The following is a 1,032-nucleotide window of genomic DNA, read 5'->3' as shown; positions in this document are numbered from 1 at the left end:
GGCTAGCAATAATCGGAACTGGTTGGGCCACCAGGCCGAACAACTGGTTCGATCGGCGAACAAGCCGAGCTGTTGTTCTTTGATCCGATTCTCCATCTCGCCGCGCTGGCAGTAGATGCCGTCGTACAGTTCAGCCGGCTCCTCGTCGCGATTGGTGACCACATAGCGCGGATTGGCGCCCTGCGGGCCGTGTTCCAGTCGCACGATGACCCTCCGTTCGGTGTGCCAACTCTTGGCTGCATAGCGCACCTCGTCAAAGCCGCGCTGCTTCTCTCCACTGTTCTGGAACGCCGCTTCGGTGTTGATGATCGACGCGGCAGCCAGTTTGGCCAGGCGCGCATTACGGGCCAGGCCAATCACATAGAACACCCCATTGCGCTCGCACCAGCTCAGCAGGCGGCGACGACAAAACCCCGAGTCGGCACGAATCGTGATCTTCACCTCGGGCCAAGCCCGCCGAAGCCGTTGAACCAGCAGTTTCACAATCGCGGCGGCGTGCTTGGCGCCATCGATGTTCGCTGGACGCAGGTACGCGGTCAGCAGTTCATCCCCGCAAAACACGTACAGCGGCAAGAAACAGTACTGATCGTAGTAACCATGAAAGAAACGGCCTTCCTGACGCCCGTGCACGGCGTCATCGGTCGCATCCAAGTCCAACGTTAGCTCGCTCGGCGGCACAGCGTGACTGGCAATGAAGTTGTCGATCAGCACGCCGTGCAACGCAACGGCCTCCTTCCTGCCCATCACCTTCTCAAACCGGCACAAGGTCGGCGCGGAACTGGCCGCGCGCGATTGGCCCAGGGCCAACTGCAGCCCCCAGTCGGCACGCAGCGTATCGTGGTCGTTGAGATCTTCGTAGCCGAGCGCAATCCCCATCACACGTTGTTTCACCTGCGACAACCGACTGTGCCGCACCCGATTCGGATCACGATCGTCTGGCAAACACTTGGCGGCCGCCGCCAGCAACCCTAGGCGCCGCTCGACCTGTCGCAACAGCAGCGCACCGCCCGCATCCGAGCTGATATCGCCACC

Annotated in this window: 1 protein-coding gene; it reads right to left on the bottom strand. The window is 61.6% G+C overall.

Annotated features, from left to right (window positions below):
* A partial coding sequence (locus IFO71_RS21605; protein ID WP_192031762.1) for an IS1380 family transposase occupies nucleotides 1-1,032 on the bottom strand: 1,032 nt, incomplete at both ends.

The sequence above is a fragment of the Pseudomarimonas arenosa genome, from assembly GCF_014841215.1.
GTDB lineage: Bacteria > Pseudomonadota > Gammaproteobacteria > Xanthomonadales > Xanthomonadaceae > Pseudomarimonas > Pseudomarimonas arenosa.
The sequence above is the reverse complement of the archived record's forward strand: the minus strand, read 5'-3'. Positions and strand labels throughout refer to the sequence as shown.